This window comes from Pseudomonas sp. 11/12A, from assembly GCF_000800055.1.
GTDB classification, from domain to species: domain Bacteria; phylum Pseudomonadota; class Gammaproteobacteria; order Pseudomonadales; family Pseudomonadaceae; genus Aquipseudomonas; species Aquipseudomonas mohnii.
In genome coordinates this window covers 4,925,293-4,948,967 of sequence record NZ_JUGV01000001.1, presented here as the reverse complement: position 1 = coordinate 4,948,967, position 23,675 = coordinate 4,925,293, and the positions used below count along the sequence as shown (strand labels likewise).

At 61.2% G+C, this 23,675-nt stretch carries 21 protein-coding genes and 1 pseudogene; 12 read left to right on the top strand and 10 right to left on the bottom strand.

Annotated elements, in window-relative coordinates; translation table 11 throughout:
- Window positions 1-51 precede the first annotated feature (51 nt).
- The 3 genes from GQ39_RS22815 to GQ39_RS22805 all read right to left on the bottom strand — a co-directional run bounded on the left by GQ39_RS22815 (window position 52) and on the right by GQ39_RS22805 (window position 3,068).
- On the bottom strand, window positions 52-1,017 hold the full coding sequence (locus GQ39_RS22815; RefSeq protein WP_047534333.1) for an L-carnitine dehydrogenase: 966 nt from the start codon (window positions 1,015-1,017) through the stop codon (window positions 52-54).
- A gap of 129 nt (window positions 1,018-1,146) precedes the next feature.
- Window positions 1,147-2,034 (bottom strand): 3-keto-5-aminohexanoate cleavage protein, encoded by an 888-nt coding sequence (locus tag GQ39_RS22810; RefSeq protein ID WP_047534332.1) that lies wholly within the window; start codon window positions 2,032-2,034, stop codon window positions 1,147-1,149.
- Between the two features lie 89 nt (window positions 2,035-2,123).
- Window positions 2,124-3,068, bottom strand: coding sequence for a choline ABC transporter substrate-binding protein (locus GQ39_RS22805; RefSeq protein ID WP_047534331.1), 945 nt, complete (start codon window positions 3,066-3,068; stop codon window positions 2,124-2,126).
- Between the two features lie 208 nt (window positions 3,069-3,276).
- Between GQ39_RS22805 and GQ39_RS22800 the strand changes: the two genes are divergently transcribed.
- Complete coding sequence (locus tag GQ39_RS22800; RefSeq protein ID WP_047534328.1) at window positions 3,277-4,221, top strand: GlxA family transcriptional regulator; 945 nt, start codon at window positions 3,277-3,279, stop codon at window positions 4,219-4,221.
- Window positions 4,222-4,358: 137 nt separating this feature from the next.
- Here the strand turns inward: GQ39_RS22800 and GQ39_RS22795 are convergent, their stop codons facing one another.
- The 3 genes and pseudogenes from GQ39_RS22795 to GQ39_RS22785 all read right to left on the bottom strand — a co-directional run bounded on the left by GQ39_RS22795 (window position 4,359) and on the right by GQ39_RS22785 (window position 5,450).
- On the bottom strand, window positions 4,359-4,775 hold the full coding sequence (locus tag GQ39_RS22795; protein ID WP_047534327.1) for a DUF3010 family protein: 417 nt from the start codon (window positions 4,773-4,775) through the stop codon (window positions 4,359-4,361).
- 33 nt (window positions 4,776-4,808) lie between these two features.
- A pseudogene (locus tag GQ39_RS22790) lies at window positions 4,809-5,030 on the bottom strand (helix-turn-helix domain-containing protein); the annotation flags it as partial.
- Between the two features lie 18 nt (window positions 5,031-5,048).
- Window positions 5,049-5,450 carry a lysozyme inhibitor LprI family protein gene (locus GQ39_RS22785; protein WP_047534326.1) on the bottom strand — a complete coding sequence of 134 codons (402 nt, stop codon included), beginning with the start codon at window positions 5,448-5,450 and terminating at the stop codon, window positions 5,049-5,051.
- Between the two features lie 249 nt (window positions 5,451-5,699).
- On the opposite strand from GQ39_RS22785, the gene GQ39_RS22780 reads away from it, so the two are divergent.
- The 7 genes from GQ39_RS22780 (at window position 5,700) to GQ39_RS22750 (ending at window position 14,171) form a co-directional block, all read left to right on the top strand.
- Window positions 5,700-6,677, top strand: coding sequence for a dipeptidase (locus GQ39_RS22780; protein WP_008033250.1), 978 nt, complete (start codon window positions 5,700-5,702; stop codon window positions 6,675-6,677).
- Between the two features lie 78 nt (window positions 6,678-6,755).
- Entirely contained in the window at window positions 6,756-7,286 is a 531-nt protein-coding gene (locus GQ39_RS22775; protein ID WP_047534325.1) for a DUF5943 domain-containing protein, read from the top strand.
- Between the two features lie 15 nt (window positions 7,287-7,301).
- Window positions 7,302-9,362 carry a dimethylglycine demethylation protein DgcA gene (gene dgcA, locus GQ39_RS22770; protein WP_047534324.1) on the top strand — a complete coding sequence of 687 codons (2,061 nt, stop codon included), beginning with the start codon at window positions 7,302-7,304 and terminating at the stop codon, window positions 9,360-9,362.
- A 172-nt stretch (window positions 9,363-9,534) separates the two neighbouring features.
- Window positions 9,535-11,484, top strand: coding sequence for a dimethylglycine demethylation protein DgcB (gene dgcB / locus GQ39_RS22765; protein ID WP_047534323.1), 1,950 nt, complete (start codon window positions 9,535-9,537; stop codon window positions 11,482-11,484).
- Complete coding sequence (gene etfA, locus GQ39_RS22760) at window positions 11,484-12,704, top strand: electron transfer flavoprotein subunit alpha (RefSeq protein ID WP_047534322.1); 1,221 nt, start codon at window positions 11,484-11,486, stop codon at window positions 12,702-12,704. The genes dgcB and etfA overlap by 1 nt, the downstream gene beginning before the upstream one ends.
- Before the next feature lie 15 nt (window positions 12,705-12,719).
- Window positions 12,720-13,490, top strand: coding sequence for an electron transfer flavoprotein subunit beta (gene etfB, locus GQ39_RS22755; RefSeq protein ID WP_047534320.1), 771 nt, complete (start codon window positions 12,720-12,722; stop codon window positions 13,488-13,490).
- A gap of 114 nt (window positions 13,491-13,604) precedes the next feature.
- Window positions 13,605-14,171 (top strand): GNAT family N-acetyltransferase, encoded by a 567-nt coding sequence (locus tag GQ39_RS22750; RefSeq protein WP_047534319.1) that lies wholly within the window; start codon window positions 13,605-13,607, stop codon window positions 14,169-14,171.
- A gap of 385 nt (window positions 14,172-14,556) precedes the next feature.
- On the opposite strand, the gene GQ39_RS32625 is transcribed toward GQ39_RS22750, so the two are convergent.
- Together GQ39_RS32625 and gbcA are read right to left on the bottom strand one after the other, a co-directional pair.
- The gene (locus GQ39_RS32625) at window positions 14,557-14,787 is read right to left on the bottom strand and encodes a hypothetical protein (RefSeq protein WP_152614018.1); all 231 of its coding nucleotides are present in this window, start codon (window positions 14,785-14,787) and stop codon (window positions 14,557-14,559) included.
- 313 nt (window positions 14,788-15,100) lie between these two features.
- Window positions 15,101-16,396, bottom strand: a complete 1,296-nt coding sequence (gene gbcA, locus GQ39_RS22740; protein WP_047534317.1) for a glycine-betaine demethylase subunit GbcA — start codon at window positions 16,394-16,396, stop codon at window positions 15,101-15,103.
- A 295-nt stretch (window positions 16,397-16,691) separates the two neighbouring features.
- On the opposite strand from gbcA, the gene gbcB reads away from it, so the two are divergent.
- Window positions 16,692-17,792 carry a glycine-betaine demethylase subunit GbcB gene (gbcB, locus tag GQ39_RS22735; protein ID WP_047539115.1) on the top strand — a complete coding sequence of 367 codons (1,101 nt, stop codon included), beginning with the start codon at window positions 16,692-16,694 and terminating at the stop codon, window positions 17,790-17,792.
- Window positions 17,793-17,908: 116 nt separating this feature from the next.
- Here the strand turns inward: gbcB and GQ39_RS22730 are convergent, their stop codons facing one another.
- Together GQ39_RS22730 and GQ39_RS22720 are read right to left on the bottom strand one after the other, a co-directional pair.
- Window positions 17,909-18,733 carry an SDR family oxidoreductase gene (locus GQ39_RS22730; protein ID WP_047534316.1) on the bottom strand — a complete coding sequence of 275 codons (825 nt, stop codon included), beginning with the start codon at window positions 18,731-18,733 and terminating at the stop codon, window positions 17,909-17,911.
- A 213-nt stretch (window positions 18,734-18,946) separates the two neighbouring features.
- A complete protein-coding gene (locus GQ39_RS22720; protein ID WP_047534314.1) occupies window positions 18,947-19,987 on the bottom strand; it encodes a threonine aldolase family protein in 1,041 nt (346 codons plus the stop codon).
- A 131-nt stretch (window positions 19,988-20,118) separates the two neighbouring features.
- Between GQ39_RS22720 and GQ39_RS22715 the strand changes: the two genes are divergently transcribed.
- The 3 genes from GQ39_RS22715 (at window position 20,119) to GQ39_RS22705 (ending at window position 23,673) form a co-directional block, all read left to right on the top strand.
- Entirely contained in the window at window positions 20,119-20,862 is a 744-nt protein-coding gene (locus GQ39_RS22715; protein ID WP_047534313.1) for a TraX family protein, read from the top strand.
- Window positions 20,863-21,145: 283 nt separating this feature from the next.
- Window positions 21,146-22,399 carry a serine hydroxymethyltransferase gene (gene glyA / locus GQ39_RS22710; protein ID WP_047534312.1) on the top strand — a complete coding sequence of 418 codons (1,254 nt, stop codon included), beginning with the start codon at window positions 21,146-21,148 and terminating at the stop codon, window positions 22,397-22,399.
- A gap of 23 nt (window positions 22,400-22,422) precedes the next feature.
- Window positions 22,423-23,673 (top strand): sarcosine oxidase subunit beta, encoded by a 1,251-nt coding sequence (locus GQ39_RS22705; RefSeq protein WP_007980419.1) that lies wholly within the window; start codon window positions 22,423-22,425, stop codon window positions 23,671-23,673.
- The last annotated feature ends 2 nt before the right edge of the window (window positions 23,674-23,675 follow it).

Genomic DNA, 23,675 nt, shown 5'->3' with positions numbered 1-23,675 from the left:
TTCTCTTGTGGGAGCCAGCCTGCTGGCGATGGGGCCCTTCCTGATAGTCGATTACTCGCTGAAAGCCATGCCATGCTTGGCTTTGGTGGTCTTCACCGCCTCCAGCACCGCCAGCAGGCAGTCATCACGATAGCGCTCCAGCGCCGAAATGCTGTGTTTGCCCAATTGCTCGCGGGTGCCATCGACCACGTCATCGATCAGTTTGTCGGTCAGCTCCGGCGCCGGCAGGTAGGTCCACGGCAACTGCAGCGCCGGGCCGAACTGTGCCATGAAGTGGCGCATGCCGGCATCGCCGCCGGCCAGGGTGTAGGTCAGGAAGGTGCCCATGAACGACCAGCGCAGGCCCGCGCCGAAACGAATCGCGTCGTCGATTTCACCGGTGGTCGCCACGCCGTCGTTGACCAGGTGCAGCGCCTCGCGCCACAACGCTTCGAGCAAGCGGTCAGCGATGAAGCCCGGCACTTCCTTGCGTACGTGCAACGGGCGCATGCCGAGGGATTCATAGACGTTCATCGCCGCTTGCACCGCTTCAGGCGCGGTGTTTTTGCCACCGACCACTTCGACCAATGGCAGCAGGTAAACCGGGTTGAACGGATGGCCAACCACGCAGCGTTCCGGGTGTGTGGCGCTCTCGTAGAATTCGCTCGGCAACAGGCCGGAAGTGCTGGAGCCGATCAACGCGTCGGGCTTGGCGGCGGCGCTGATTTTGCTGTGCAGTTCCAGTTTCAGTTCCAGGCGTTCCGGGGCACTTTCCTGGATGAAATCGGCGTCGCGAACGCATTCTTCGATGGTCGCGACAAAGCGCAGGCGATCCTGTGAGGCGCCAGGGGCCAGGCCTTGTTTTTCCAGGGCTCCCCAGGCGTTGGCAACGCGTTTGCGCAAGGCTGCCTCGGCACCGGGCGCCGGGTCCCAGGCGACGACATCGAGACCGTGGGCGAGGGCACGGGATACCCAGCCGCTGCCGATGACACCGCTGCCCAGGGCGGCGAAGGTTTTGATTTCGGTGATAAAGCTCATGGCAACTTCCTGAATAGTTCGGTGATCCTTGTAGGAGCGAGCCTGCTCGCGATGGTATTCCAGGCGCTGAGTGGCGTCGGCTGTACCTTTTTCGCGAGCAAGCTCGCTCCTACAGGGGAAAAGGAGGGGTTAACCGCGCTGGGTCAGGCCCATTTTCTTGCGGCCTTCAGCCGGGGTGAGCACGCGGGCACCGAGGCGGCTGAGGATTTCCGAGGCCCGTTCGACCAGTTGGCCGTTGGTCGCCAGTACGCCTTTGTCCAGCCACAGGTTGTCTTCCAGGCCGACTCGCACGTTGCCGCCGAGCAGCACCGCTTGCGCAGCCATCGGCATTTGCATGCGACCGATGCCGAAACCGGCCCAGACCGCGTCGGCCGGCAGGTTGTCGACCATGGCTTTCATGGTGGTGGTGTCAGCCGGCGCGCCCCATGGGATGCCCAGGCAGAGCTGGAACAGCGGGTTGTCGAGCAGGCCTTCCTTGATCATCTGTTTGGCGAACCACAGGTGGCCGGTGTCGAAAATTTCCAGCTCGGCCTTCACGCCCAGCTCTTGAATGCGTTTGGCGCCCGCGCGCAGTTGCGCCGGGGTGGAGACGTAAATGGTGTCGCCGTCGCCGAAGTTCAGGGTGCCGCAATCGAGGGTGCAGATTTCCGGCAGCAGTTCTTCTACGTGAGCCAGGCGGGTCAGCGGGCCGACCAGGTCAGTGTTCAGGCCGAACTCCATCGGGTTCTCGCCAGCGCCGATTTCCAGGTCGCCGCCCATGCCGGCGGTCAGGTTGACGATGATGTCGACGTCGGCTTCGCGAATGCGCTCCATCACCTCACGGTACAGCGCCACATCACGGCTGAACTTGCCGGTTTCAGGGTCGCGAACGTGGCAGTGAACCACAGTGGCGCCGGCCTTCGCGGCTTCCACGGCGGCAGCGGCGATTTGTTTCGGGGTGACCGGCACATGTGGGCTCTTGGCGGTCGTGTCGCCAGCACCGGTGAGTGCGCAGGTGATGATGACGTCGTGGTTCATGAGGTGGTTCCTTGCAGGCGTGAGTAGTCTGTTCGCAGCCCTTTCGGGCTGCGAATCGGTGGTTCGATCCGGGTCGTGTTACGGGTGCGTCATTTGCTGGTCAGTTGCAGGTTTTGAGCAGCCGGTTTGCCATCGAAGGTGGTGACGCCTTCGAGCCAGCGTTGTTTGTCCTGCGGGTGATCCTTGAGCCATTGCCTGGCGGATTCGAAGGCGTCCTTGTGATCGAGCAGCGGCTGCATCATCCGGCTCTCGTCTTCGGCGGTGAACGTCAGGTTGCTCAGCAGGCGGCCGATGTTCGGGCATTGCTCGGCGTATTTAGGCGCGGTCACGGTCCACACGGTGGCGCTGCCTTCGTTCGGGCCGAGGGCGTCGTCGCTGCCGGTGAGGTAGGTCATCTTGACGTTGACGTTCATCGGGTGCGGCGCCCAGCCGAAGAACACCACGGCTTCGTTGCGGCGCACGGCGCGATCCACCGCGGCGAGCATGCCGGCCTCGCTGGACTCGACCAACTGGAACTTGCCGAGGCCAAACTGGTTCTTGGCGATCATCGCCTTGATCTGGGTGTTGGCACCCGAGCCCGGTTCGATGCCGTAGATTTTGCCGCCCAGTTCTTTTTCAAACTTGGCGATGTCGGCGAAGGTTTTCAGGCCCTTGTCCGCCAGGTAAGTCGGCACGGCGAGGGTGGCGCGTGCATCCTTGAGGCTCGGCGCTTGCAGCACCTTGACCTGGTTGGCGTCGACGAACGGGGTGATGGTCTGGGTCATCAGCGGGTTCCAGTAACCCAGGAACAGGTCGAGGCGCTGATCACGGATCCCGGCGAAAATGATCTGCTGGGAGGCGCTGGTTTGTTTGGTGTTGTAGCCGAGGCCATCGAGCAATACCTGGGTCATGGCGCTGGTGGCGATCACGTCGGTCCAGTTCACTACACCCATGCGCACGTTCTGGCACGCGGCGGGTTCGGCGGCCATGACACTGGCGCTCAGGAAAGCGGTACCGCTGAGTGCAAGAACACAGCTGCTGATCAGTCGTTTCATCTCAGGTTTCCTCGGCAGTTCGTTATTGTGAGTTCCGGCGTCTGGCGCGCCGGTGATGCCAAGTTACGCAGCTAAGGCGCCATGAAAGCGCACTGCGGCGACCAGCTCTTGCACTGCGGCGACCTGTGCTCTTGAATGCCTGTTGCAAGTGGCGTATCAACGTCAACACGCTACCCGCCCTCTCGTTCCCGCCAACCGAGTGCGCTCCATGTCCCAGGATTTCTATTTCTTGTTGATGCCGGGTTTCTCGGCCATTGGATTTATCTCGGCCATCGAGCCCTTGCGGGTCGCCAATCGCTTTCGCGGCGAGCTATATCGCTGGCATGTATTGAGCGCCGATGGCGGGGCAGTGCTGGCCAGCAACGGCATGTCGGTCAACGCCGACGCGGCGCTGGAGCCGCTGAAAAAAGGCGCGACTTTGTTAGTGGTCGCCGGTTTCGAACCGCTGAAGTTCGCCACCCCGACGCTGGAGCACTGGCTACGACGGCTGGACAATGAAGGCGTGACCCTCGGCGCCATCGACACCGGCAGTTTCATCCTCGCGGAAGCGGGCCTGCTCGACGGTCATCGCCTGACCCTGCACTGGGAAGCCATCGACGCCTTCAAGGAGTCCTACCCGCAGCTCAGCGTCACCCAGGAGTTGTTCGAAATCGATCGTCGGCGCATCACGTCGGCGGGCGGCACGGCCTCCATCGACCTGATGCTCGATCTGATCGCTCAAGCCCACGGCCCGGAGCTGGCGATTCAGGTCAGCGAACAGTTTGTACTCGGCCGCATCCGCCCGCGCAAAGACCACCAGCGCATGGAAGTCGCCACGCGTTATGGCATCAGCAACAAGAAACTGGTGCACGTGATCGGTGAAATGGAGCAGCACAGCGAGCCACCGCTGAGCACGCTGGAACTGGCGGAATCGATCAAGGTCACCCGGCGTCAGCTGGAGCGACTGTTCCGCCTGCACCTGAACGACACGCCGAGCAATTTCTATCTGCGACTGAGGCTGGAGAAGGCCCGGCAATTGCTGCGTCAGACCGACATGAGCGTGCTGGAAGTCAGCATTGCCTGCGGGTTTGAGTCGCCGTCGTATTTCACTCGCAGTTATCGGGCGAGGTTTGAGCGGTGTCCGCGGGAGGACCGGCGTACTGCCAAAGCGTGATCCTGAAAACACCGAAAAAACTGTGGGAGCCAGCCTGCTGGCGATAGTGGTCTGTCAGACACTCAAATAGCGACTGATGCACCGCCATCGCCAGCAGGCTGGCTCCCACCGTTAATTTGTTCTGTCAGGAATACCGGTTACTTCTTCATCAGCGCCGAACACGCCGCCTTGTAAGCTTCATGCTGATACTTGTTCAGCGTCCCCGGCAGTTCAAAGTCGTGTTTCTTGCTCTGCGCATTGATGGTCTGCGGCGACAGCAGCGTCACCTCGCAACTTTCCAGCAACTGGAACACACCCTCGATCTTGAACGTGGTCGGTCCACCGGCGAACTCGCCTTTCTTGCTGCGCTTCTTGATCGCGATGCGATCAATGGCATTTTCGCGAACAAAGGACGCCACCTGAGCGGCAAACACCTTGACGTTGGCGGCTTCGTCGTCATCGTCGAGGGCGATTTTCTTGGTGGCGAGGGCAACATGGCCCAGCGCCTGACCCTCTAGCATGGCCACGGCGATAATCGCTTCGCTGCCCTTGATTTCGATGCCGCAGACTTTCATGTTGAATCCCTTTACTGGCTGAAGGCGTGCAGCTTACAGCTCTAGTTGACTGGCGTTGATGCCAAAAGCCGCAGCGATTTTTTCGCGGGTGGCCTTGCGCGGCTTGGCGACTGTTTCTTGCTGGGCGAAAGCCGGTTGGGAAATCCCCATCCGTTTGGCCACTTCATCCTGGGTAAGGTTCAAGTGTTCGCGCCAGGCGCGGATAGGTAGAGCTCCGTCGACAATGCGGCTGACAACTTCATGAGGGATCATGTTGGTTTCCATCCTTAGTGCTTACTCCTGCCCAATCGACTCCAAAAACTCCGACCGCTCGTCACTCATCCGCGCCACGCAATCATTTTGCGCAATGGTGAAGGCCTTGCTGCCGGCGGTGGCCGGGAAGGCTTCGACGGCGCAGTCGGCGTCGCGGGTCTTCGTCCACTGCTGCTGGGCGGCCTTGATCCTGGCGGTGATGTCGGTCAGTTGCGACGGGTTCTTGCCGTAGAGCGACTGCATGCGCTCGTTCAGGCTTTTGAGGTTTTCGCTCAATAGCTCTTCGGCGGTGGATTTGCTGTAAGCCGAGCATTCCAGGGTCTGGACGTCGTTTTCGACTTTGTCGCAAGGGTTGTCGTCGGATTCCTCCGCCGCGTGTACGCCGGTCGCAATCAGCGCCAAAGCCAGGATGATGGATTTCATTACGTTGCCGCCCCTTATTCCAGTAAAGCTTCCAGTAAAGCCTCAAGAGATGCGGCGAATTCTGGCCCAAGCGGAAGGCCTTGAACAGGTAGCAGATTGCGCCCGGCGACGACCCTTTGTCGCGGATTGACGCTTTCGGCAATTCCCCTGTCGTTTTTGCACCCGGCTGCCAAGGCACCGAGGCATATGCTGGCCCCAAAGCGCCGGCAGACGATTCGGCGCATGAATCGCCAACAAGGGGACAGCCTGATGAGCCCAGCCGAATTGCACGCCGACAGTATCGTTATCGACGGGCTGATTATTGCCAAGTGGAACCGTGAGCTGTTCGAAGACATGCGCAAGGGCGGCCTGACCGCGGCCAACTGCACCGTTTCGGTGTGGGAGGGCTTCCAGGCCACCGTCAACAACATTGCCGCCAGCCAGAAACTGATCCGCGAGAACAGCGACCTGGTGATTCCGGTGCGTACCACCGCCGATATCCGCAAGGCCAAGGAGCAGGGCAAGACCGGCATCCTCTTCGGTTTCCAGAACGCCCACGCCTTTGAAGACCAGATCGGCTATGTCGAGGTGTTCAAGCAGCTCGGCGTCGGTATCGTGCAGATGTGCTACAACACCCAGAATCTGGTGGGCACCGGTTGCTACGAGCGTGACGGCGGCCTGTCGGGCTTCGGTCGTGAAATCGTCGCCGAGATGAACCGCGTCGGCGTTATGTGCGACCTGTCCCACGTCGGCTCCAAGACTTCCGAAGAAGTCATCCTCGAATCGAAGAAACCGGTCTGCTATTCCCACTGCCTGCCGTCGGGCCTGAAGATTCACCCGCGCAACAAGTCCGATGAAGAACTGAAGTTCATCGCCGATCACGGTGGTTTCGTCGGCGTGACCATGTTCGCGCCGTTCCTGGCCAAGGGCATCGATTCGACCATCGACGACTACGCCGAAGCCATCGAATACACCATGAACATCGTCGGCGAAGACGCCATCGGCATCGGCACCGACTTTACCCAGGGCCATGGCCAGGACTTCTTCGAGTACCTGACCCACGACAAGGGCTACGCCCGCCGCCTGACCAGCTTCGGCAAGATCATCAACCCGCTGGGCATCCGTACCGTGGGCGAGTTCCCGAACCTGACCGAGACCCTGCTCAAGCGCGGCCACTCCGAGCGCGTGGTGCGCAAGATCATGGGCGAGAACTGGGTGAACGTCTTGAAAGATGTTTGGGGCGAATAAGCCGCCGCACTTCTGAATCCTTACCTGCGGCCATCCGCGCCGCAGGCAACACCAAAATTTTTCTGGAGTTAAGTTTCCATGGCCAAGATCGCCCCGCAATTGCCAATCGAAGTCGACAGCGAGACCGGTGTCTGGACGTCCGACGCCCTGCCGATGCTGTACGTGCCGCGCCATTTCTTCGTCAACAACCACATGGGCATCGAGGAAGTGCTGGGCGCCGAAGCCTACGCCGAGATCCTCTACAAGGCCGGCTACAAGTCCGCCTGGCACTGGTGCGAGAAAGAAGCTGAATGCCACGGCCTGGAGGGCGTCGCGGTGTTCGAGCACTACATGAAGCGTCTGTCGCAGCGCGGCTGGGGCCTGTTCAAGATCCAGGACATCGACCTCGACAAAGGCACCGCCAGCGTCAAGCTCGAACACTCGGCGTTCGTCTACGTCTACGGCAAGGTCGGGCGCAAGGTCGACTACATGTTCACCGGCTGGTTTGCCGGTGCGATGGATCAGATCCTCGCCGCTCGCGGCAGCCAGATCCGCACCGTGGCCGAGCAAGTCTACGGTGGCTCCGAAGAGGGCCACGAAGACGGCTTGTTCATCGTCAAGCCGTTGTAAGTCGAGGAACCCGCCATGGCTTTCGAAGCAATGTTCCAGCCGATCCAGATCGGCAAACTGACCATCCGCAACCGCGTGCTCAGCACCGCGCACGCCGAGGTCTATGCCACCGACGGCGGCATGACCACCGACCGGTACGTCAAGTATTACGAAGAGAAGGCCAAGGGCGGGATCGGCCTGGCGATCTGCGGCGGTTCGTCCGTGGTGGCCATCGACAGCCCGCAGGAATGGTGGAGCTCGGTGAACCTGTCCACCGACCGCATCATTCCGCACTTCCAGAATCTGGCCGACGCCATGCACAAGCACGGCGCCAAGATCATGATCCAGATTACCCACATGGGCCGTCGTTCCCGTTGGGACGGCTTCAACTGGCCGACGCTGATGTCGCCGTCGGGCATACGCGAGCCGGTACACCGTGCCACCTGCAAAACCATCGAGCCGGAAGAGATCTGGCGGGTAATCGGTAACTACGCTCAAGCCGCGCGCCGCGCCAAGGCCGGTGGCCTGGACGGTGTCGAGCTGTCGGCGGTGCACCAGCACATGATCGACCAGTTCTGGAGCCCACGGGTCAACAAGCGTACCGACGAATGGGGCGGCACCTTCGAAGGCCGCATGAAGTTCGGCCTGGAAGTGTTGAAAGCGGTGCGTGCCGAGGTCGGCGACGATTTCTGCGTGGGCATGCGTATCTGCGGTGACGAGTTCCACCCGGACGGCCTGTCCCACGAGGACATGAAGCAGATCGCCAAATACTACGACGACACCGGCATGCTGGATTTCATCGGTGTCGTGGGTTCGGGTTGTGACACTCACAACACCTTGGCCAACGTGATTCCGAACATGAGTTATCCACCGGAGCCGTTCCTGCACCTGGCCGCCGGCATCAAGGAAGTGGTCAAGGTTCCGGTGCTGCACGCGCAGAACATCAAGGACCCGAACCAGGCCACCCGCATTCTGGAAGGCGGTTACGTCGACATGGTCGGCATGACCCGCGCCCACATCGCTGACCCGCACCTGATCGCCAAGATCAAGATGGGCCAGATCGACCAGATCAAACAATGCGTCGGCGCCAACTACTGCATCGACCGTCAGTACCAAGGCCTGGATGTGCTGTGCATCCAGAACGCGGCCACCTCCCGTGAATACATGGGCGTGCCGCACATCATCGAGAAAACCACCGGCGTGAAACGCAAAGTGGTGGTGGTCGGTGCCGGTCCTGCGGGGATGGAAGCGGCACGTGTGGCCGCTGAACGTGGCCACGACGTGACCTTGTTCGAGAAGAAAGAATTCATCGGCGGGCAAATCACCACGGCCTCGAAAGCGCCGCAACGGGACCAGATCGCCGGTATCACCCGCTGGTATCAACTGGAACTGGCACGCCTGAAAGTCGACCTGCGCCTGGGGACTGCGGCGGATGCGCCGACCATCATGGACTTGCGTCCGGACGTGGTGGTGCTGGCGGTCGGCGGTCATCCGTTCCTGGAGCAAAACGAGCATTGGGGCGCGGCTGAAGGCCTGGTGGTCAGCAGCTGGGACGTCCTCGATGGCAAGGTGGCACCGGGCAAGAACGTGCTGGTCTACGACACCATCTGCGAATTCACCGGCATGTCCACGGCGGACTTCCTCGCCGACAAGGGCAGCCAGGTCGAGATCGTCACCGACGACATCAAGCCGGGCGTGGCAATTGGCGGTACGTCGTTCCCGACTTACTACCGCAGCATGTACCCGAAAGAAGTGATCATGACCGGCGACATGATGCTGGAAAAGGTCTACCGCGAAGGCGACAAGCTGGTGGCGGTGCTGGAAAACGAATACACCGGCGCCAAAGAGGAGCGGGTGGTGGACCAGGTGGTCGTGGAAAACGGCGTGCGCCCGGACGAAGAAATCTACTACGCGTTGAAGGAAGGCTCGCGCAACAAAGGCCAGATCGACGTCGAAGCCTTGTTCGCGATCAAGCCTCAACCTTGCCTGGAGCAGAGTGGCGACGGCTATTTGCTGTTCCGCATCGGCGACTGCGTGGCCCAGCGTAACGTGCACGCGGCGATCTATGACGCGTTGCGGTTGTGCAAGGATTTCTAAGAGCTTGTGGATAACCTTGTAGGAGCGAGCCTGCTCGCGATGAATTTGAAGGCGCCGCGTTCTTTCAGACCGCGCGCGTCATCGTTAACGACCATCGCGAGCAAGCTCGCTCCTACAGGGGGTCGAGCAAAGCATCCAGGTAGTTAAGCCCGAGGTCTTTGGGAGCTTCACCATGTTGAACACCCTTCTTCCAATCCTGTTGTTCGCTGCCCTGGGCCTTGCGGTTCTGGGCGCGTTGCGGCGGGTGTCCATGTGGCGCCGGGGCCGGGCCTCTAAGGTCGACCTGATCGGCGGCCTGTTCGCCATGCCCAAGCGTTATATGGTCGACCTGCACCACGTGGTGGCGCGGGACAAATACATTGCCAACACCCACGTGGCCACGGCCGGTGGTGCGGTGGCGTCCATCGTGCTGGCGATTCTGGTGCACGGTTTCGGCCTGCATAACCGCATCCTCGGGTACGCACTGCTGCTGATGTCGGCGGTGATGTTCGTCGGTGCGATCTTCGTTTACCTGCGTCGACGCAACCCGCCGAGCCGTTTGTCCAAAGGCCCGTGGATGCGCCTGCCGAAAAGCCTGCTGGCGTTCTCGGCGTCGTTTTTCCTGGTGACCCTGCCCGTGGCGGGCATTCTTCCGGAGCACTTCGGCGGCTGGCTGTTGGCGACGATTCTCGGCATCGGCGTGCTTTGGGGCGTATCGGAGCTGTTCTTCGGCATGACCTGGGGCGGGCCGATGAAGCACGCTTTCGCCGGTGCCCTGCACCTGGCCTGGCACCGTCGCGCCGAGCGCTTTGGTGGCGGTCGCTCCACGGGCTTGAAACCGCTGGACCTGACCGACCTGTCGGCACCGCTGGGCGTGGAAAAACCCAAGGATTTCACCTGGAACCAATTGCTCGGTTTCGACGCTTGCGTGCAGTGTGGTAAATGCGAAGCAGCATGCCCGGCGTTCGCCGCCGGTCAGCCGTTGAACCCGAAAAAACTGATTCAGGACATGGTCGTCGGCCTGGCAGGCGGCACCGATGCCAACTTCGCCGGCAGCCCCTATCCGGGCAAAGCCATCGGCGAACACGCCGGCAATCCCCATCAGCCGATCGTCAATGGTCTGGTGGATGCCGAGACCCTTTGGTCATGCACCACTTGCCGCGCCTGCGTCGAGGAGTGCCCGATGATGATCGAGCACGTCGATGCCATCGTCGACATGCGCCGTCACCTGACCCTGGAAAAAGGCGCGACCCCGAACAAGGGCGCCGAGGTCCTGGAAAACCTGATCGCCACCGACAACCCCGGCGGCTTTGCACCGGGCGGACGGATGAACTGGGCGGCGGACTTGAACCTCACTCTGCTCAGCGAGAAGACATCCACCGACGTGCTGTTCTGGGTCGGCGACGGTGCCTTCGACATGCGCAACCAGCGCACCTTGCGCGCCTTCGTCAAAGTGCTGAAAGCGGCCAAGGTCGACTTCGCCGTGCTGGGCCTCGAAGAACGTGATAGCGGCGACGTGGCCCGACGCCTGGGCGATGAAGCGACCTTCCAGTTGCTGGCCAAACGCAACATCCAGACCCTGGCCAAATACCGCTTCAACCGCATCGTCACCTGCGACCCGCACAGCTTCCATGTGTTGAAAAACGAGTACGGCGCCTTCGACGGCAACTACCTGGTGCAGCACCACAGCACCTACATGGCGGAAATCATCCAGGCCGGTGCGCTGAACCTCGGTCAGCACAAGGGCGACAGCGTGACCTATCACGACCCGTGCTACCTCGGCCGCTACAACGGCGAGTACGAGGCGCCGCGCGAGGTACTGCGTGCGCTCGGGATCGAAGTCAAGGAAATGCAACGTTCCGGTTTCCGCTCGCGCTGCTGCGGCGGTGGCGGCGGGGCACCGATCACCGACATTCCGGGCAAGCAACGAATTCCCGACATGCGCATGGAAGACATCCGCGAGACCGGCGCCGAACTGGTGGCCGTGGGTTGTCCACAGTGCACGGCGATGCTCGAAGGCGTGGTCGAACCCCGGCCGTTGATCAAGGACATTGCCGAACTGGTGGCCGATGCGCTGCTCGAAGACCAGGCACCGAGCAAGCCGTCCACGCCAGCCAAACGTGAACCTGCGGAGGCCCACTGATGAGCGACATTATCCGCCGCGACCCCCGGGCCGAATGGATCGCCCGAAACCGGCTGCATCCGCTGCACGCCGCCATGCAGCCGGCGCAACACAGCTGGATGGGGCCCAATGGTGTCATCCGCAAGAACCCCCATGGCATCGGTTTTATCGGCCCGAACGGCATCAAGCGCATCGACCGCAGTGGCGCGCAACAGGGCGGCGCGACCAAGCGCTCGGCCGCCGTTGAAGTGCAATTGCCGCTGCATCAAGTGCCTGCCCCGGCGTTCTACATCAGCGTCGTACCGGACATGGTCGGTGGCCGCTTGAGCAGTCACGACCGCGATCTCCTGGGACTGGCCCATCAACTGGCGGGCAAGGATGGCGCGGTGTTGGCCGTGGTCTTTGGCGAACATAAAGAGAGCGCCTTTGCCAATGCCGGCGTCGATCGCCTGCTGGTGCTCGAGGGCGAGGAATTCAGCGGTTATGCACCGGAACAACGGGTACAGGGCCTGCGGGCTGTGGATAACCAGTTCAGTCCGCGTCACTGGTTGTTGCCGGACAGTCGTACCGGTGGCGGCGAACTCGGTCGCCGTTTTGCCGCGGCATTGGGCGAACGCCCGGCCACGCGGGTCTGGCAGGTCAAGGATCAGGCGTGCATCGGCCGCGCCGGTGCGGGTTTGCAAGACCTTGCGCGTCCGCTCGCACGGCTGATCCTGGCGGCTGCCGAATGCGCCGAACCGGTCAGCGAAACCCGCCACGAAGCCCTGCCGGTGGAGTTATCCACAGCGGTTGCGCGCAGCCTGTCGCGGATCGAGGATCTGGGTGCGGTGGCGGTGGATCCGGCGGCGATTCCGATGGCCGAAGCGGAGTTCATTTTCTCCGGCGGCAACGGCGTCAAGGATTGGGGCCTTTTCCACAGGACCGCCGAAGCATTGGGTGCCACCGAAGGCGCGTCCCGGGTTGCCGTGGACGACGGTTTCATGGCCCGCGACCGTCAGGTCGGCGCGTCGGGTACCTGGGTCACTGCACGCGTCTATGTGGCGGTGGGGATTTCCGGGGCGATCCAGCACCTGCAGGGTATTGGTGCCTGCGACAAGGTGGTGGCGATCAACCTCGATCCTGGCTGCGACATGATCAAACGGGCCGACCTGTCGGTGATCGGCGAAAGTGCCGAGATTCTTCAAGCCTTGATCGCGGCGGTAGAGGCCTACCGCAACGACGCCAAGCGCGATGCGGCTTAAGGGAAGGAAAGGGTTATGAGCACGAAAATCATCAGCCTGGTGTCCATCGGCGCCCACCCGACGTCCGGCCGCCCGCGTCGCGCCGAACAGGATGCGCGTGCCGTGGAACTGGGCCTGCAGTTGGCTGGGGATAACTTGCAGGTGCTGCATGCCGGCGATGTCGCCGAGCCTGCGTTGCGCGCTTATCTGGGCATGGGGCTGGAGCAATTGCATGTCCTGGAACAACCCGAGGGCGCGGACGCGCTACCGGCGCTGACCGCGTATTTGCGCGATGCCGGCGCTCAGGTGGTGCTGACTGGCAGTCAGGCTGAAACCGGCGAAGGCTCGGGCATGTTGCCGTTCCTGCTGGCTGAAAGCCTGGGCTGGCCGCTGGTGGTGGGGCTGGCGCAGGTCGAGTCCATCGATGGCAGCTCGGCGCTGGTGCTGCAGGCATTGCCCCGTGGCCAGCGCCGTCGCCTGAAGGTTCGCCTGCCGTTCCTGGCCACTGTGGATAACGCTGCGCCCAAGCCACGGCAAAGCGCCTATGGCCCGGCCCGGCGTGGGGTGTTGCAGGCCGATGAAGTGGAAGTCGTCGACGATGAACTGTTGGCGGTGGCGACCCTGCAACCGGCCAAGCCACGACCCAAGCGCCTGAAAGTCATCAAGGCCAAAAGCGGTGCCGACCGCATGAAAGCCGCAACGGCCAAGGCCAGCGGCGGCGGTGGGCAAGTGCTCAAGGGCGTCACGGCGCAGGCGGGGGCCGAAGCGATTCTCAAGCTGCTGATCGAAGAGGGCGTGGTGCGCTGACACCACCCAGCCTCTAGCCGCAATACCCGGAAAAACACCCATCCCTGAGGCGCATTGCTGCGCCGTGAGCGCCCACTTACAACGGGCGCTCGATGATCTGTGGAGTTTTAATCAATGTCGGTTGAGTTTCGTTCGGCGGTACGCGCGGATGCGCGCGAGATTGCGCGTCTGTTCCAGATTTCCTCGGAAGGCGCTTCGGATTACATCTGGAGCCAGATAGCAGAGCCCGGGCAGGATCTGCTGGACGTTGGAGCCATCCGTTATGCCCGTGAAGATGTGGATTTTTCCTACCAGAATTGCCTGATCGCCGAGGCCGGCGGGAAGGTCATCGGCATGCTGCACAGCTACGTGATGCGTTACGACCCGTTCGCGGCGCCAGTGACCGATCCGGTGCTGGCGCCGTATGCCACGATGGAAATCCCCGACACCCTTTACATTTCCAGCCTGGCGCTGCACGAGGGCTGGCGAAACCAGGGCCTGGGCAAGCAATTTCTCGCTTACGCCTACGACCGTGCCAATCGTCTCGGGCTTAACGGCCTGAGCCTGATCGACTACGCCGCCAACACCGGCGCCCGGCGCTTCTACGAGCGCCACGGCTTCCGTATCGTCGATACCTGCCAGATCACGCCGCATCCGATGATCCGGGTCACGGGCGAAGCCTATTTGATGTACCGGCCTTAGCGGGCCATCGCGACTTCGCACCGCCCCTGGGAGAGCTGCCAGGGGCGGCACGAAGTGGTCATTACCTGAAAAGAATACCCCGCCCGGAAGACACCACCGAACATGATCAGGGCACTTGTGTGGATAAAGCCTGCCTGGTTCTCCACAAACTCTGTTAGCGCTTCTGTGGATAACATGTTCGCCCCTCGCTGCAGCCCCTGAAAATAAAGCCGTTCAGCCCGTAGATCAAAAAACAATCAGCCTAAGCCATGGTTTTCTCAAGAGTTTTCTGAGGATAAGTGTGAGCGCGAAGCAATACTTGTCCCCGATCTCTGTTGGCGCTTCTGTGGATAAGATGTTCGCTTAGCGCTACAGGCCTTATAAAACGTGACGTTCAGCTATGTGGTCAAAAATTGATCAGAATGCCGATTTTATCCATTCCTCCGCTCGCAAATGCAGAAAATACGCGGCTTTCAGCGGTTTTCCACAGAGGCTCGGAAGTTGCCCCCAAAGTCTGTTGGCGCTTCTGTGGATAAGGTGTTTGCCATCCGCTACAGGCCATGTAGTACGTCGCTTTCAAAGGTTTGGTTAAAAAGTGATCAGACTCATCGGGAAACCGTGATTCCGGATAAGTCACGGATTTTCTTTGGTTTCTGTGGAGAAAGTTATGCGCCTGTCCACAGTTGTCCCCATTTGCTGTGGGTGGAGATGTGGATAACTTGTTCGCGAAAGGCTGAGAGGCGCGCACCGTATAGCGCCGAACGAAATAGATCATATTTCGTACAGTTCTATATGGAAGAGGGTAATGGCCGGCGTAAAACGTCGCGAACAGGCCCCTGTAGGAGCGAGCCTGCTCGCGATGGTCGTGAACGATAACGCGGGGTATCAGTTATCCCGCGATGCTCATGCGTCCATCGCGAGCAGGCTCGCTCCTACAGTGGGCGATGGCGTTAGCCTTGGACAGGGACGCCTTTGAGGTACGGCGCAGGCTCGGCCCCCAGATTGTTCAGCATCCGCTCGCTGTACCAATCCACGAAGTTCACCACGCCAAACTCATAAGTCTTGGAGTACGGCCCAGGCTGATAAGCGGTGGAGTTGATGCCGCGCTGGTTCTCTTCGGCCAGGCGACGGTCCTGGTCGTTGGTGGCGTCCCAGACCTTGCGCATGCGCTCCACGTCGTAGTCCACGCCTTCGACGGCATCCTTGTGCACGATCCACTTGGTGGTGACCATGGTTTCCTGGGCGCTGATCGGCCACACGGTGAACACGATGATGTGGTCGCCCATGCAGTGGTTCCACGAGTGCGGCAGGTGCAGGATGCGCATCGAGCCCAGGTCCGGGTTCTTGATGCGGCCCATGAGCTTGGCGCAGCCTTGCTTGCCGTCCATGGTCATCGACACGGTGCCCTTGAGCAGCGGCATGCGTACGATGCGGTTACGCAGGCCGAAGCTGGCATGGGCGTAAGGGATCTTCTCGGCTTCCCAAGCGGCGGCGGAGGCGGCGACGTGGTCCTTGAACGCCTGGTCGGCGCGCGGGTCGGTGACGTCGTCCCATTCCAGCAGGGTTTTCAGCAGTTCCGGGTGCGACGCATTGCAGTGGTAGCACTCGCGGTTGTTTTCCAGCACCAGTTTCCAGTTGGCTTTTTCCATCAAGGTGGTTTGCACCGCCACCTTGGTGTTTTCCATGTCGTACGGTTCCATGTAATGGCTGAGCGTCGACAGGAAGTCATCGATGGCCGGCGGGTTATCCGACAGGCTGATGAAGATGTAGCCGCCCGCGGTTTTCACGTTCACCGGCTTGAGGCCGTACTGATTCATGTCGAAATCGGCGCCCATCTCGGTGCCGGCGAACAGCAGGCGACCGTCGAGTTCGTAGGTCCACTGGTGGTAATGGCAAACCAGTTTGGCGACCTTGCCCTTGTCGCTGGTGCACAGGCGCGAGCCACGGTGACGGCAGACGTTATGGAACGCGTGCACGACGCCTTCTGCGCCACGGATCACGATGATCGGATTCTTGCCGACTTGCAGCGTCAGGTAGTTGCCCTTGGTGGGGATCTCGCAGGTCATGCCGGCGATCAGCCACTCTTTCTGAAAGATTTCCTGCATGTCGATATCAAACAGGCGATCGTCAGAGTAAAACGGCTGCGGCAGCGAGAACGTGCGCTCACGCTCTTGCAGCATCTGGGCAGTGGCCTTGCGTGCGGGTTCCAGCGGATCGCCCAGGCTCAGGGTAGTAGTGACGTCCATCGTTTAATCCTCAAGGCCATCTGCGTGGCCGGCGAAAGTGGCTAATCAGGTGTGCTGCTCAGGGTTGCTACGCAAGGTGTAAAGGTTGTGTCTTGGTATGGGGCGAGTGTGGGGCCGGCGCTGGCCAGAACCTTATCCATGGGCGACATGGTGCAATCTGTTCCCGACGCGCAAGCCCCGGTAGTTGGGGGCTGGTCGCGATAAGCATGTGAATGTCGCAGATAGGTAAATGGGTGGTTCGCGCTATACGCAGAATCGCCAACATGAAGGCCGACAGTCGGCCGTGGAGATCAGCATGTCCAACAACTTCCTGAACCCGGTAACCACCCAGACCTGGGCCAATGGTCGGCACATCGTCCGTTGCGTCAAAGTCATCCAGGAAACCTGGGATGTGCGCACCTTTTGCTTCATGGCCGACCAGCCGATCCTGTTCTTCTTCAAACCGGGGCAATTTGTCACCCTGGAGCTGGAAATCGAAGGCCAGCCGATCATGCGTTCGTACACCATTTCCAGCTCGCCTTCGGTGCCTTACAGCTTTTCGGTGACCATCAAGCGCGTGCCGGGCGGCAAGGTCTCGAACTGGCTGCACGACACCCTGCACGAAGGCCAGGAACTGGCGGTGCACGGCCCGGTCGGGCTGTTCAACGCCATGGACTTCACCGCGCCGAAGGTACTCTACCTTAGCGGCGGCGTGGGTATCACGCCGGTCATGTCCATGGCGCGCTGGTTCTATGACACTAACGGCAATGTCGACATGGTGTTTATCCACAGCGCCCGTTCGCCTAAAGACATCATTTACCACCGTGAGCTGGAACACATGGCGTCGCGGATCGACAACTTCAGCCTGCACCTGATCTGCGAGAAGCACGGTATGGGTGAGCCCTGGGCCGGTTATCGCGGTTACCTGAACCACCGAATGCTTGAATTGATGGCGCCTGACTTCCTCGAGCGCGAAGTGTTCTGCTGCGGCCCGACACCGTACATGAACGCGGTCAAACGCTTGCTGGAAGCCGCTGGCTTCGACATGTCGCGTTATCACGAAGAGTCCTTCGGAGCGACACCGCCAGAGGCGCGCGCTGACGCCGTGGAACACGCCGAACAAGCGGCCGAGGCACCAGAAGTCGATGCGGCAGACCTGCATCAGGTCGAGTTCACGGCTTCCGGCAAAAGCATTCGCGTGGTACCAGGCGAGACCGTTCACGCTGCTGCCGCGAAAGTCGGCCTGATGATCCCGAAAGCCTGCGGCATGGGCATCTGCGGGACATGCAAAGTGCTGAAGCTGGGCGGTGAAGTGGAGATGGAGCACAACGGCGGGATCACCGAGGAAGACGAAGCCGAGGGGTTCATTTTGTCGTGCTGCAGCGTGCCGAAGGGGGATGTGCGGATCGAGTTCTAAGCCGTTATCCCTGTAGGAGCGAGCCTGCTCGCGATGGACGTCAACGATAACGCTGGCGACCTGACACCCCGCGGCATTCTCAGGTTCATCGCGAGCAGGCTCGCTCCTACAGGTTTTCAGTCGATAAAGAGGTCCGGCATCAGCTTGTCGTTGCTGTCGGGTGCGAACCGATAGTGTTCGAACTCGGTCACGCCGTTCTCCCGCAGTATCTCCTCATCAATCAGCAACCGCCCGGTCAGGCTGCGATTCGCGCTGCTCAGAATCACGTGGGCGGCATCGGCCATGATCGCCGGCGTCCTGGCGTGCTTGAACGACTCCCGTGAGCCCAGCTGAAACTCGATGGCGGCGGTGGCGATCATCGTCTGCGGCCACAGCGAGTTGACGCTGATGCCGTAGTTCTTGAATTCCTCGCTCATGCCCAGCGTCAGCATGCTCATGCCGTACTTGGTCACGGTATACGGGCTGTATTGGGCGAACCATTGGGTCGCCAGGTTCAGGGGTGGCGACAGGTTGAGGATGTGCCCGGCGGATTTCTTCAGGTAGGGCAGGGCGGCCTGGCTGCACAGCATCACGGCGCGGGTGTTGATCTGATGCATGAGGTCGAAGCGCTTGAGTTCGATGTGCTGCACCCCGGTCAACTTGATCGCCCCGGCGTTGTTGACCAATGCATCGATGCCGCCAAAATGTTGGTTGGCCTGGGCCAGGGCTTGATGCACGGCGACTTCATCGCGCACATCCACTTGCAAGGCCAGCGCCTTGCCACCCGCGGCTTCGACTTCCTCGGCCACGCTGTAGATGGTGCCGGGCAGCTTGGGGTGCGGTTCGGCGCTTTTGGCGGCAATCACAATGTTTGCGCCATCGCGTGCGGCCCGAAGTGCGATCTCCCGACCAATCCCGCGACTGGCACCGGTAATGAACAGGGTTTTGCCTTGAAGGGACATGCGTACGCTCCTGATTATTGTTATGAGAGCGGATGGGCTCGACAAACAATGTAGACGAAGTCTTCAGGTGCGAATGAGGGGGGCGATCAGGTGCGGTTTTTGTGGGCGCGAGTTTGCTCAAGATGGCGGTGGGTCAGCTGACATCCTTGTTGGATGGGCTGGCCTCATCGCGAGCGAGCTCGCTCCCACAGGGGGCAGTGCAAACCAAGGTTTTTAGTGCGACATCACTTCACGGATGTCCCTGGCCAATTCCCGCACGCGTTCTTCTTCGGTGTCCCACGAGCACATGAAGCGTGCGCCGCCGTTGCCGATGAAGGTGTAGAAGCGCCAGCCCTTGGCGGTCAACGCGGCGATGGCCGGTTCCGAGAGTTGCAGGAACACGCCGTTGGCCTGCACCGGGAACATCAGTTCCACGCCTGGAATGTCGCTGACCAGCTCGGCCAGCAATTGCGCGCAGCGGTTGGCGTGGTTGGCGTATTTGAGCCAGGCGTCGTTTTCCAGGATGCCGACCCAGGGTGCGGAAAGGAAACGCATCTTCGACGCCAGTTGCCCGGCCTGTTTGCAGCGGTAGTCGAAGTCTTCGGCCAGCTTGTGATTGAAGAACAGAATCGCTTCGCCCACGGCCATGCCGTTTTTCGTGCCGCCGAAGCACAGCACGTCGACGCCGGCCTTCCAGGTCAGGTCCGCTGGCGAGCAGCCGAGGAATGCGCAGGCATTGGAGAACCGCGCGCCGTCCATGTGCAGGTTCAGGCCCAGCTCCTTGCAGGTGGCGCTGATGGCGCGGATTTCGTCCGGGGTGTAGACGCTGCCGACTTCGGTGGCCTGGGTGAGGGTCACGACGCGGGGTTTCGGGTAGTGGATGTCCTGGCGCTTGAGGGCGACTTCGCGGATCGATTCCGGGGTCAGCTTGCCGTTTTCGGTGCGGGCGATCAGCAGTTTGGAGCCGTTGGAAAAGAATTCCGGCGCGCCGCATTCGTCGGTTTCGACGTGGGCGGTTTCCGAGCAGATCACGCTGTGGTAACTCTGGCACAGCGACGACAAGGCCAGGGAGTTGGCCGCAGTGCCGTTGAAGGCGAAGAACACTTCGCAGTCGGTTTCGAACAATTTACGGAAATCGTCGGACGCGCGGGCGGTCCATTCGTCGTCGCCGTATGCGCGCTGGTGGCCATGGTTGGCCTGCTCCATGGCAGCCCAGGCTTCAGGGCAAATGCCGGAGTAGTTGTCGCTGGCGAATTGTTGGCTCTTGTCGGTCATGGCCTGCTTCCGTGGTCGAGACGCCTATGGTGAAGTGTCTCGTGGTCAATGAGGGTGCGCACTTTACCGAAGATCGTCCGGGGAGCACACGGGATGTCACTGTCAGAAAAATACAAGGATGCCGGCCAATTATGCACGCGGCGATGCACTTGACACAGCAGCACTTAAAGCCGCGCGACGGTGCACTGGATCTGCTCAAGTGGCTGGCGCTTTTGAGCATGGTGCTCGATCACCTGCGCTATGTCGGTTATTCGGTCGATCTGCTGTATGTACCGGGGCGTCTGGCGTTTCCGTGGTTTTGTCTGGCGATGGCGGCCAACCTGGCGCGCGCGCCCGCCGTGAAGTCAGAGGGGCAATGGCGCTATCTGGGCTGGTTGTTGCTGTTCAGTGCGGTGAGCGAAGTGCCTTACCGGATGTACATTCCGGATCCCGACACCTTGAACGTCTTGCCGACCCTGGCCTTGGGCCTGCTGGTGGCACGGGGCTGGCAAGCGCAGGGGCGTCAGGCGCGACTGTTGGCGCTCGTCGCCCTGGTGCTGGCGGCGGTTTTCTGGTCGCGACTGATGTTCGGTTTCTTTGGCGTGCTGTTGCCGCTGGCGCTGTTGCTGGTGATCCGTCGTCCCTGGTATTTCGCGTTGTTACCGGGGTTAGTTTGTCTGGCGGCCAATCAATGGCAAGTGCTGTACCACGCCGCGCGGCTGGGCAACCCGGCGGCCATTCCGGCCATCGCCACATGCCTGATTGCGCCCTGGCTGGGACTGTTCTTGTTGCGACATGCCAAGGGCGTAAAACCACCCCCCATGCGGCGTTGGGCTTATGCGCTGTATCCGGTGCATTTCCTTGTGCTGCTACTCGTCCGCCAGATCGCCGTATAACCCTGTGGGAGCTGGCTTGCCAGCGATAGCGGTGAACCAGTCGCCATCAATGCTGGATGTGACGCCATCATCGCTGGCAAGCCAGCTCCCACAGGGTTTCTCACGGATTTGAGAAGAGTGCCCGACCAGTCATTTCCCGCGATGTCGTAAACGCACCTTTACGTGGCGTCCGTAGGCATTTGGCCTGTCTGCGCCGGTCATACCATCGCTATCAAAGGGCACTGCCGAAACACCGGTGCCTTACCGAGACGAATGGCGCATAGATGCCGCTGGGAGAGACGCGATGTTCAGCAAGCAAGACCAGATCCAGGGTTACGACGATGCACTGCTGGCGGCGATGAATGCCGAGGAGCAACGCCAGGAAGATCACATCGAGCTGATCGCGTCAGAGAACTACACCAGCAAACGCGTCATGCAAGCCCAGGGCAGCGGCCTGACCAACAAATACGCCGAGGGTTATCCGGGCAAGCGCTACTACGGTGGCTGCGAGCACGTGGACAAGGTTGAAGCCCTGGCCATCGAGCGCGCCAAGCAACTGTTCGGCGCGGACTATGCCAACGTCCAGCCGCATTCCGGCTCTTCGGCCAACAGCGCCGTTTACCTGGCCCTGATTCAGCCAGGCGATACCATTCTCGGCATGAGCCTGGCCCACGGTGGTCACCTGACCCACGGCGCCAAAGTGTCGTCCTCGGGCAAGCTGTACAACGCCGTGCAGTACGGCATCGACACCAAGACCGGGCTGATCGATTACGACGAAGTGGAGCGTCTGGCCGTCGAGTGCAAGCCGAAGATGATCGTCGCCGGCTTCTCTGCCTACTCCAAGACCCTGGACTTCCCGCGTTTCCGTCAGATCGCCGACAAGGTCGGTGCGCTCCTGTTCGTCGACATGGCGCACGTGGCCGGTCTGGTCGCCGCCGGTCTGTACCCGAACCCGCTGCCGTACGCTGATGTGGTCACCACCACCACCCACAAGACCCTGCGCGGTCCACGTGGCGGCCTGATCCTGGCCAAGGCCAACGAAGAGATCGAGAAGAAGCTCAACTCCGCCGTATTCCCCGGCGCCCAGGGCGGCCCGCTGATGCACGTGATCGCCGGTAAGGCGGTGTGCTTCAAGGAAGCACTGGAGCCAGGCTTCAAGGCTTACCAGCAACAAGTCATCGACAACGCCCAGGCCATGGCCGGCGTATTTATCAAACGCGGCTACGATGTAGTGTCCGGCGGCACCGATAACCACCTGTTCCTGGTCAGCCTGATCCGTCAGGGCCTCACCGGCAAGGACGCGGATGCAGCACTCGGTCGCGCCCACATCACCGTGAACAAGAACGCTGTCCCGAACGACCCGCAGTCGCCGTTCGTGACCTCCGGCCTGCGCATCGGCACCCCGGCGGTAACGACCCGTGGCTTCAAGGTCGCTCAATGCACCGAACTGGCCGGCTGGATCTGCGACATCCTCGACAACCTCGGCGATGCCGATGTCGAGGCCAACGTCGCCAAGCATGTGGCAGCCCTGTGCGCGGACTTCCCGGTTTATCGCTGAGTGCGGTTTTGGAGTAAATGACTATGCAACGCTACTCGGGCTTCGGCCTCTTCAAACACTCTCTCAGCCACCACGAAAACTGGCAGCGGATGTGGCGTACGCCGACCCCTAAAAAGGTCTACGACGTGGTCATCGTCGGCGGTGGCGGGCACGGTCTGGCGACCGCCTACTACCTGGCCAAGGAGCACGGCATCACCAACGTGGCCGTGGTCGAAAAAGGCTGGCTGGGCGGCGGTAACACCGCGCGCAACACCACCATCGTTCGCTCCAACTACCTGTGGGACGAGTCGGCGCACCTGTACGAACACGCGATGAAACTGTGGGAAGGCCTGTCCCAGGACCTGAACTACAACGTGATGTTCTCCCAGCGCGGCGTCTACAACCTGTGCCACACCCTGCAGGACATCCGTGATTCCGAGCGTCGGGTCAGCGCCAACCGCCTCAACGGCGTTGACGGCGAACTGCTCGATGCCAAGCAAGTGGCCGACGAGATTCCGTACCTCGACTGCTCGAAGAACACCCGCTACCCGGTGATGGGCGCTACCGTCCAGCGTCGCGGCGGCGTGGCCCGTCATGATGCCGTGGCCTGGGGCTTTGCCCGTGCCGCCGACGCACTGGGCGTGGACCTGATCCAGCAGACCGAAGTGATCGGTTTCCGCAAGGAAAACGGCGTGTGCATCGGTGTCGAAACCAACAAGGGCTTCATCGGCGCCAAACGCGTCGGCGTGGTCACCGCCGGTAACTCCGGGCACATGGCCAAGCTCGCCGGTTTCCGCCTGCCGATCGAATCCCACCCGTTGCAAGCGCTGGTGTCCGAGCCGATCAAGCCGATTATCGACAGCGTGATCATGTCCAACGCCGTACACGGTTACATCAGTCAGTCCGACAAGGGCGACCTGGTGATCGGCGCCGGTATCGACGGCTACAACGGCTACGGCCAGCGTGGTTCGTACCCGGTGATCGAGCACACCATCCAGGCCATCGTCGAAATGTTCCCGGTGCTGTCGCGCGTACGCATGAACCGTCAGTGGGGCGGCATCGTCGACACCACGCCGGATGCCTGCCCGATCATCTCGAAAACCCCGGTCCCGAACATGTTCTTCAACTGCGGTTGGGGCACCGGTGGCTTCAAGGCAACACCTGGCTCGGGCAACGTGTTTGCCGCGAGTCTGGCCAAGGGTGAAATGCACCCGTTGGCCGCACCTTTCTCCATCGACCGTTTCCACAACGGTGCGTTGATCGATGAACACGGCGCTGCTGCGGTTGCCCACTAACA

What these genes read in the sequence shown, in the direction of transcription:
- GQ39_RS22815 (WP_047534333.1), bottom strand. Translation starts at nt 1,017, where the DNA reads ATGAGCTTTATCACCGAAATCAAAACCTTCGCCGCCCTGGGCAGCGGT.
- GQ39_RS22810 (WP_047534332.1), bottom strand. Translation starts at nt 2,034, where the DNA reads ATGAACCACGACGTCATCATCACCTGCGCACTCACCGGTGCTGGCGAC.
- GQ39_RS22805 (WP_047534331.1), bottom strand. Translation starts at nt 3,068, where the DNA reads ATGAAACGACTGATCAGCAGCTGTGTTCTTGCACTCAGCGGTACCGCT.
- GQ39_RS22800 (WP_047534328.1), top strand. Translation starts at nt 3,277, where the DNA reads ATGTCCCAGGATTTCTATTTCTTGTTGATGCCGGGTTTCTCGGCCATT.
- GQ39_RS22795 (WP_047534327.1), bottom strand. Translation starts at nt 4,775, where the DNA reads ATGAAAGTCTGCGGCATCGAAATCAAGGGCAGCGAAGCGATTATCGCC.
- GQ39_RS22785 (WP_047534326.1), bottom strand. Translation starts at nt 5,450, where the DNA reads ATGAAATCCATCATCCTGGCTTTGGCGCTGATTGCGACCGGCGTACAC.
- GQ39_RS22780 (WP_008033250.1), top strand. Translation starts at nt 5,700, where the DNA reads ATGAGCCCAGCCGAATTGCACGCCGACAGTATCGTTATCGACGGGCTG.
- GQ39_RS22775 (WP_047534325.1), top strand. Translation starts at nt 6,756, where the DNA reads ATGGCCAAGATCGCCCCGCAATTGCCAATCGAAGTCGACAGCGAGACC.
- dgcA (WP_047534324.1), top strand. Translation starts at nt 7,302, where the DNA reads ATGGCTTTCGAAGCAATGTTCCAGCCGATCCAGATCGGCAAACTGACC.
- dgcB (WP_047534323.1), top strand. Translation starts at nt 9,535, where the DNA reads ATGTTGAACACCCTTCTTCCAATCCTGTTGTTCGCTGCCCTGGGCCTT.
- etfA (WP_047534322.1), top strand. Translation starts at nt 11,484, where the DNA reads ATGAGCGACATTATCCGCCGCGACCCCCGGGCCGAATGGATCGCCCGA.
- etfB (WP_047534320.1), top strand. Translation starts at nt 12,720, where the DNA reads ATGAGCACGAAAATCATCAGCCTGGTGTCCATCGGCGCCCACCCGACG.
- GQ39_RS22750 (WP_047534319.1), top strand. Translation starts at nt 13,605, where the DNA reads ATGTCGGTTGAGTTTCGTTCGGCGGTACGCGCGGATGCGCGCGAGATT.
- gbcA (WP_047534317.1), bottom strand. Translation starts at nt 16,396, where the DNA reads ATGGACGTCACTACTACCCTGAGCCTGGGCGATCCGCTGGAACCCGCA.
- gbcB (WP_047539115.1), top strand. Translation starts at nt 16,692, where the DNA reads ATGTCCAACAACTTCCTGAACCCGGTAACCACCCAGACCTGGGCCAAT.
- GQ39_RS22730 (WP_047534316.1), bottom strand. Translation starts at nt 18,733, where the DNA reads ATGTCCCTTCAAGGCAAAACCCTGTTCATTACCGGTGCCAGTCGCGGG.
- GQ39_RS22720 (WP_047534314.1), bottom strand. Translation starts at nt 19,987, where the DNA reads ATGACCGACAAGAGCCAACAATTCGCCAGCGACAACTACTCCGGCATT.
- GQ39_RS22715 (WP_047534313.1), top strand. Translation starts at nt 20,119, where the DNA reads ATGCACGCGGCGATGCACTTGACACAGCAGCACTTAAAGCCGCGCGAC.
- glyA (WP_047534312.1), top strand. Translation starts at nt 21,146, where the DNA reads ATGTTCAGCAAGCAAGACCAGATCCAGGGTTACGACGATGCACTGCTG.
- GQ39_RS22705 (WP_007980419.1), top strand. Translation starts at nt 22,423, where the DNA reads ATGCAACGCTACTCGGGCTTCGGCCTCTTCAAACACTCTCTCAGCCAC.